This is a genomic window from Trichococcus sp., assembly GCF_049589555.1.
GTDB lineage: Bacteria > Bacillota > Bacilli > Lactobacillales > Aerococcaceae > Trichococcus.
The window spans coordinates 1-7,004 of record NZ_JBAWAZ010000057.1 but is presented as its reverse complement, the minus strand read 5'-3'; the positions used below and the strand labels follow the sequence as shown (position 1 = coordinate 7,004).

The window sequence follows — 7,004 nt, the reverse complement described above, 5'->3', positions numbered from 1 at the left end:
GCTCCATTTGGTCCTACGATCCCTGTTAATTTGTTCGGCTCAAACGCAAGCGTTGCATTTTTGATAGCAGACTGCCCTTGATAGGCTATGTTCATATTCTGGATTTTTAAATTTTCCATTATGTGTTGTTCCTTTCTCATTTATATATTTTCCGGTCTCTGAATTTGTGGTGATCGGCCTGCGGTATATAAGGTTTAATTAAAAATATTATTAGGCTTACCTAACTTTTTGTTTAAGTTTAACTTATTTAATCCAAGTGAGCAAGTATTTTGCATTTCCAGCATGCTTTTTCTGTACCTCTTTTCTATCAATGCAAAAAAAATCACCTTTTTAGGTCATATACATGAATGAAGTTCATTCATGTAACAACTTAAAAAGATGATTTATGTTTTATTACACCATACAGCCCGTTAAATTAATATTTGCAGGGTTCTATATGTGAAAGTTTACTCCCACTCGATGGTCGATGGTGGCTTGCTCGTGATGTCGTACACTATGCGGTTGACGTGCTTCACTTCATTTACGATGCGTCGGGAAATCTTGTCCAACACTTCGTAAGGGATGCGAGCCCAGTCGGACGTCATGCCATCGATCGATGTCACGGCGCGGATACCGATTGTGTAGTCATACGTACGTCCATCGCCCATTACGCCTACGCTGCGGAATCCTGGCAGGACAGTAAAGTATTGCCATACGTCGCGCTCCAAACCAGCATTCGCGATTTCTTCGCGCAGGATATAGTCTGATTCGCGGACGATTTCCAATTTTTCTTCGGTGATTTCGCCGATGACGCGGATACCCAAACCAGGGCCTGGGAATGGTTGGCGCCAAACGATGCTGTCAGGCATGCCAAGTTGTGTTCCCAATTCGCGGACTTCATCTTTGAACAATGTATTCAATGGTTCGATCAATTTGAATTGCATATCTTCAGGCAGTCCGCCTACGTTGTGGTGAGACTTGATTGTTTGGGCAGTCTCTGTTCCACTTTCAATCACGTCTGTGTAAAGCGTTCCTTGCGCCAAGAAGTCGATGCCTTGCAATTTCGTAGCTTCGTCGTCGAAGACGTAAACGAACTCGTTACCGATGATTTTACGTTTTTGTTCCGGATCGCTGACGCCTGTCAGTTTGTCCATGAAACGTTTTTTCGCATCAACGCGGATGATGTTCAAGCCGAATTTGCCTACAAGGCTTTCCATAACTTGATCGCCTTCGCCTTTGCGCAACAGGCCGTGGTCAACAAAGATACAAGTCAATTGCGAACCGATCGCTTTGTGCAACAACACGCCGACTACGCTTGAATCAACCCCGCCGGAAAGTCCCAACAAGACTTTTTTGTCGCCGACAGTTTCTCTGATTTTTTTTGTTTCGATTTCGATGAAGTTGGCGATCGACCAGTTGCCTGAGCAGCCGCAGACTTCGAAGGCGAAGTTCTTCAGCATCTCGTTGCCGTGTACAGAGTGCTGTACTTCCGGATGGAATTGAACGCCGTAAAATTTTTCTGCTGTATTGGCGAAGGCCGCAACGGGACAGTTGTCGTTTGTCGCAGTCACTTTGAAGCCAGCAGGAATTTCAGTGATTTTGTCACCATGGCTCATCCAGACAGTCTCGATGTCGGAAAGGCCTTTGAACATTGGCGTATCCAAATCAAGGATTTCGATGTCGGAACGTCCGTATTCTCTTTCATCAGCAGGAATGACTTTTCCGCCGAAATGGTCGGTCATCAATTGCATGCCGTAGCAAATTCCCAATACAGGGATGCCCAAAGCGAAAATGGCCGGATCGACTTTGAAAGCATCGTCTTCATAGACGCTGTTCGGGCCGCCGGAGAAAATGACCCCTTTGACGTTCCCCATCGCTTTGATATCTTCAGCAGTTGTGCGGTGTGAAACCAACTCTGAGAATACGCCGAATTCGCGGATGCGTCGTGTAATCAATTGGTTATATTGACTGCCGAAATCCAGTACGACGATTTTTTCCAACTCGGTAAATTGCTCTATCATCTAATAATCTCTCCAATTTCCTTAATATTTTTTTATGTACAATTCATCAATAAAGTGATTTGTTGTTTTGTGAATCACTAAATTTGCCCGTGTGATTGTGGGATAGATATACTCCCGAAGATTTTTGAGATTGACCCTTTTCCAGACGCCTCTGGCCATCTCGATGGCGTCCTCGCGTTTGCCGATTGCATAGTTGTAGTAATAATTGTCCGGTTGATCGATTGCCAGGTCCATCAGCATTTCGAAACGTTCGATGTACCATTTTTCGATCATCTCTTCCTCGGCGTCCACATAGATGGAAAAGTCAAAGAAGTCGCTGACGTAAATCTGTTGATTGCTCGGCAACTGCAGCACATTGATCCCTTCCACGATCAGGATATCCGGATGATTCACTTCCTCATAATCGCCAGGGACAATATCATAGATGCGATGGGAATAGACCGGAAACCGGACATTCGGCTTGCCTGTCTTCACATCCAACAGGAATTGCACCAAATTTTCCATATCGTAGCTTTCCGGGAATCCTTTGCGATCCATGATGTTGCGTTCCCTTAATACCCGGTTCGGATACAGGAAACCATCCGTCGTCACCAATTCGACTGCTTTTGTAGGATAGGCCCGTTTCAAAAGATTCTGCAGGACACGTGCTGTCGTACTTTTCCCGACTGCGACACTACCCGTAACACCGATGATGAGCGGAGACGGTTCATAGGATCTGCCAAGAAATCTGCTTTTATCCCTCTGAAGATTCCGGTACTGTTGCAAGTAAATATCGAACATATGCACCAACGGCACATAGACATCCTTAACATCTTCCAATGAAAGCCTATCATTCAATGATGTCAATTCCTTCAGTTCCTCTTCCGTGATTGTCGGAATGGAATCTTGATGAAAAGTTTGCCATTCTTCACGATGGATTTCGTAGTAGTTTCTATCTTCTATCATAGCTTTTCCCTTCTGGAAATAATCAAACTTTTGGTAATTGTATCACACTTTTCTGAAAATTTAACCCCCATCAAATACGAACATTTAATTTTAATTGAAACCTAATCTTTGCATTCTGCGGTGGGATAGCTTTTTAAGTTTCCGTAAAATCCCAAAGATTTGATTTACTTTGCATTTTTGCTCCGATACAATGAAAATGATGAAAGAAAATAGCGAAAAATATGTGCTGAATTTGTCAAATTTTATTTAAAAAAGAATTTAAAAAGCGAATGATCCGGCGAAATCATGCCGATTTGCAAAATCCATGTACAGCAAGCATAATAGAAGACGCGTAAGAATCAGCGACAGTACGACTTTTCCGCTTGATTCATAACCAGTAAAGGACGATCCTATATGATAAAAACACGTTGCTCAACCGGCAAGTCGCACGGCAAAATCATCCTGATGGGTGAACATGCCGTCGTCCACGGGGAGCCATCCATCGCCCTGCCCTTTCCGGCAGTCGAAATGACCGCGACCATATGCGAAGCGGAAGGTCCCTTGACCATTGATTGCTCATATTATAACGGCATCGCTGCAGAAATGCCTGAAATCCTGGAAAGCATGCGGACAGCCATCCAATCGGCTTTGGCCGAACTGCAGGTTTCGGGCGAAAACCTAGCGATTTCGCTCGCGAGCACCATCCCGGCCGAAAGAGGCATGGGTTCCAGCGCTGCCGTTTCAGTGGCCTTGACCCGCGCACTTTTCGCCTACTTCGACAAACCGTTGGACCAAGCGACCTTGCTCCGGCTCGTCAACATATCAGAGATGGTCGCACACGGAAACCCCAGCGGTCTGGATGCCGCCACGGCAAGCGGCGAGGCACCGCTCTTTTACATCAAAGGCCAGCCTTTCGAAGCTTTCCCTTTGAACCTGAAGGCTTACATGATTGTCGGGGATACCGGCGTGACCGGCCAAACAAAGGATGCCGTCGCAAGCATCGCCATGAAACTGACCGGCGAAAATCAACAACCGTACCGAGACGCCATCACCCGTTTGGGCGGTCTTGCTCAAACGGCGAAGTCAGCAATCGAAGCAAATGACCCGCAACAATTAGGGCTATTGATGAACCAAGCCCATGAGGTTTTGTCTTTTCTGGAAGTATCCAGTCCTGATCTGGACAGACTCGTATCAGCCGCCCGGTCTGCAGGAGCGCTGGGCGCCAAATTAACAGGCGGCGGACGCGGCGGTTGCATGATTGCATTGGCCGGCACCCGTTCTGAAGCGGAAAAAGTAGAAAAAGCTATACGCCAAGCCGGGGCGATCCGGACTTGGATCTATCAAATGGGAGGAAATGAAGATGCCTAAGAAAGCTTACGTCCGAGCGCATACCAACATCGCGCTGATCAAATATTGGGGGAAGCGGGACGAAACCGACTTTCTTCCTATGAACAGCAGCCTTTCCTTGACCTTGGACAAACTCTACACGGATACGATGGTCGTTTTCGACGAAGCACTCCCGCAGGATTCCTTCTATCTGAACGGCGAGAAGCAAGGCGAAAAAGAGACACAAAAAATCTCCAAATTCCTTGATCTGTTCCGCGATGAAAAAAAGACAGCTATGCGTGCTCGCGTTGAAAGCATCAACCATGTCCCTACAGCAGCCGGATTGGCATCCTCCGCCTCGGCCTTCGCTGCTTTGGCAGGAGCGGCCAACTTGGCTTTGGGTCTTGATTTGGATCCGCAGCGATTGTCGACCTTCGCCAGACGCGGCAGCGGCAGTGCGACGCGCAGCATCTACGGCGGTTTTGTGGAATGGGATATGGGGACTTGTTCCGACGATTCCTTCGCGGTACCGGTCGACGATGCCGGCTGGGATATCGGTATGGTCATTGTGGCTGTCAACCAGCAAGCAAAGGAAGTCTCCAGCCGCATCGGAATGAAGCGGACTGTCGAGACTTCGCCCTTCTATCCGGCTTGGGTGGAATCGGCGAAAAGAGATATCCTGGACATCAAAGCAGCCATCGCTGCGAAGGATTTCGTCCGCTTGGGCGAAATCACCGAAGCGAACGGCATGAAGATGCACGGAACCATGTTGGGTGCGGAACCGCCTTTTTCCTATTGGGAACCGGACAGCATCGTCGCCATCAAGACCGCACAGGCTTTGCGCAAACAAGGCATTCCCTGTTATGTCACGATGGATGCCGGTCCGAATGTGAAGGTGCTGTGCCGCCTTTCGCAAGCCGAAACGATAAAGGAAGCGTTGTCGGAACATTTCACAGAGGATAAATTGATCATCACCAAGCCCGGAAAAGGAATCCGGGAATTGACTGCAGCCGAACGCGCTGTCTACAATTGGAACGACTAACAGGAACAGAGAGGGTTGAATTCATGACTGTAACAGAAGCAAGTGCTCCGGGTAAATTGTTCATCGCCGGAGAATATGCGGTAGTGACGCCTGGCCACCCATCGATTTTGGTCGCTTTGGATCAGTTCATTACGGTTTCTTTGGAGGAAGCCGATACGACCGGGACGATCCGGTCGGCTCAGTATGGCGGTTTGCCGATTCCTTGGACCCGCGAAGAGGATCAGTTGGTCATCGACCAGCGTGAAAATCCTTTCCTCTACATTACCGAGGCTGTCAAGGTGACGGAACGCTACATCAAAGAAACCGGGATACCGTTATCCTATTTCCATCTGTCCGTGAAGAGCGAGTTGGACAACGCCAGCGGGAAAAAATACGGGCTGGGATCGAGCGGTGCGGTGACGGTCGCGACGATCAAAGCTTTGCTGAAATTTTATGCGATCGATCCAGAATTCGAATTGGTCTACAAATTGGCCGCTTTGGCGCACCTGTCCGTCAAAAGCAACGGCTCCTTCGGCGACATTGCCGCAAGCACCTACGGCGGCTGGATCGCTTATGCCTGTTTCGACAGGGAATGGGTAATGAAACAAGCAGCCGAGCTGACGCTCACCGAGTTGTTGGAATCAGCCTGGCCGCAATTGATGATCCGGCCATTGACACCGCCAGCCAATCTGCGGTTGGTGATCGGCTGGACCGGCTCGCCGGCTTCGACCACCCATCTTGTCGACCGCGTCAATGATGTCCGCGGAGGCATCGACGATTATTACAAAACTTTCCTGGAAGCCAGCAAAAAGTGCGTGAACGCTATGATCGCCGCTTTCGAACAAGCCGATCTGCAGGCAATTCAGGCAGGCATCCGTGAGAACCGCTTGCTGCTGAAACAGTTGACTGCGCATACCGGCGTCGTCATCGAGACACCCCCATTGACGCAGTTATGCGACTTGGCCGAAAAGAATCTGGGTGCGGCAAAATCATCAGGTGCCGGCGGCGGAGACTGCGGCATTGTCATCATCGACAGGCAATCGGGCATCATCCCCTTGATTTCGGAATGGGAAAAAGTCGGGATAATGAACTTGCCGCTGCATGTCTTCAGCTATGTTCGAAGTGCCGCAGCCATCGATTGGAAAGGAGCAACCGAATGACGCTTGATTCAAACAGAAAAGACCAGCACGTCGATTTGGCAGAAAAACAATATCAGCCAGCCGATCTGTCCGATTTCGGGAAGATGCGCTTTGTTCATCACTCTTTGCCCAATCTGAAAGTGGCGGACATTTCGCTGCAGACGGAGCTTGCCGGGATGAGCCTGGCTGCGCCCTTCTACATCAACGGCATGACCGGCGGCAGCGAACGGACCAAACAGATCAATGCCGATCTTGCGACTGTCGCGAAAATGACCGGCTTGGCGATGGCTTCCGGTTCCGTCAGTGCGGCGTTGAAGGATCCCAGCGTGAGCGACAGCTTTTCGGTCATCCGCAAGGTGAACCCTAACGGACAGATATTCGCGAATATCGGCGCCCACCATTCGCTCGAGAATGCCCAGCGCGCCGTGGATATTCTCGAGGCCGATGCCTTGCAGATCCACATCAACGCGCCGCAGGAAATGATCATGCCCGAAGGCGACCGCGATTTCACGATGTGGCTGCGCCAAATCGAGGATATCACCGCGCATGTCGGCGTCCCCGTCATCGTGAAGGAAGTCGGATTCGGCATGAGCC

Annotated in this window: 5 protein-coding genes and 1 pseudogene; 4 read left to right on the top strand and 2 right to left on the bottom strand. The window is 49.3% G+C overall.

The window, feature by feature from the left end; genetic code table 11:
* Positions 1-446 precede the first annotated feature (446 nt).
* On the bottom strand, positions 447-2,000 hold the full coding sequence (gene guaA / locus WBV27_RS02760; protein ID WP_424199206.1) for a glutamine-hydrolyzing GMP synthase: 1,554 nt from the start codon (positions 1,998-2,000) through the stop codon (positions 447-449).
* 21 nt (positions 2,001-2,021) lie between these two features.
* On the bottom strand, positions 2,022-2,945 hold the full coding sequence (coaA, locus tag WBV27_RS02755; RefSeq protein WP_119093417.1) for a type I pantothenate kinase: 924 nt from the start codon (positions 2,943-2,945) through the stop codon (positions 2,022-2,024).
* Between the two features lie 393 nt (positions 2,946-3,338).
* On the opposite strand from coaA, the gene mvk reads away from it, so the two are divergent.
* From mvk to WBV27_RS02735, 4 genes and pseudogenes are all read left to right on the top strand, one after another.
* Entirely contained in the window at positions 3,339-4,292 is a 954-nt protein-coding gene (gene mvk / locus WBV27_RS02750) for a mevalonate kinase (RefSeq protein WP_424199204.1), read from the top strand.
* Positions 4,285-5,292: a diphosphomevalonate decarboxylase gene (gene mvaD / locus WBV27_RS02745; protein ID WP_424199202.1), complete on the top strand. Its 1,008-nt coding sequence runs from the start codon at positions 4,285-4,287 to the stop codon at positions 5,290-5,292. Before mvk ends, mvaD begins: the two co-directional genes overlap by 8 nt.
* A 23-nt stretch (positions 5,293-5,315) precedes the next feature.
* The gene (locus WBV27_RS02740) at positions 5,316-6,431 is read left to right on the top strand and encodes a phosphomevalonate kinase (protein WP_424199200.1); all 1,116 of its coding nucleotides are present in this window, start codon (positions 5,316-5,318) and stop codon (positions 6,429-6,431) included.
* Positions 6,428-7,004 (top strand): annotated as a pseudogene (locus WBV27_RS02735) (type 2 isopentenyl-diphosphate Delta-isomerase); the annotation flags it as partial. The gene WBV27_RS02740 and the pseudogene WBV27_RS02735, both read left to right, overlap by 4 nt.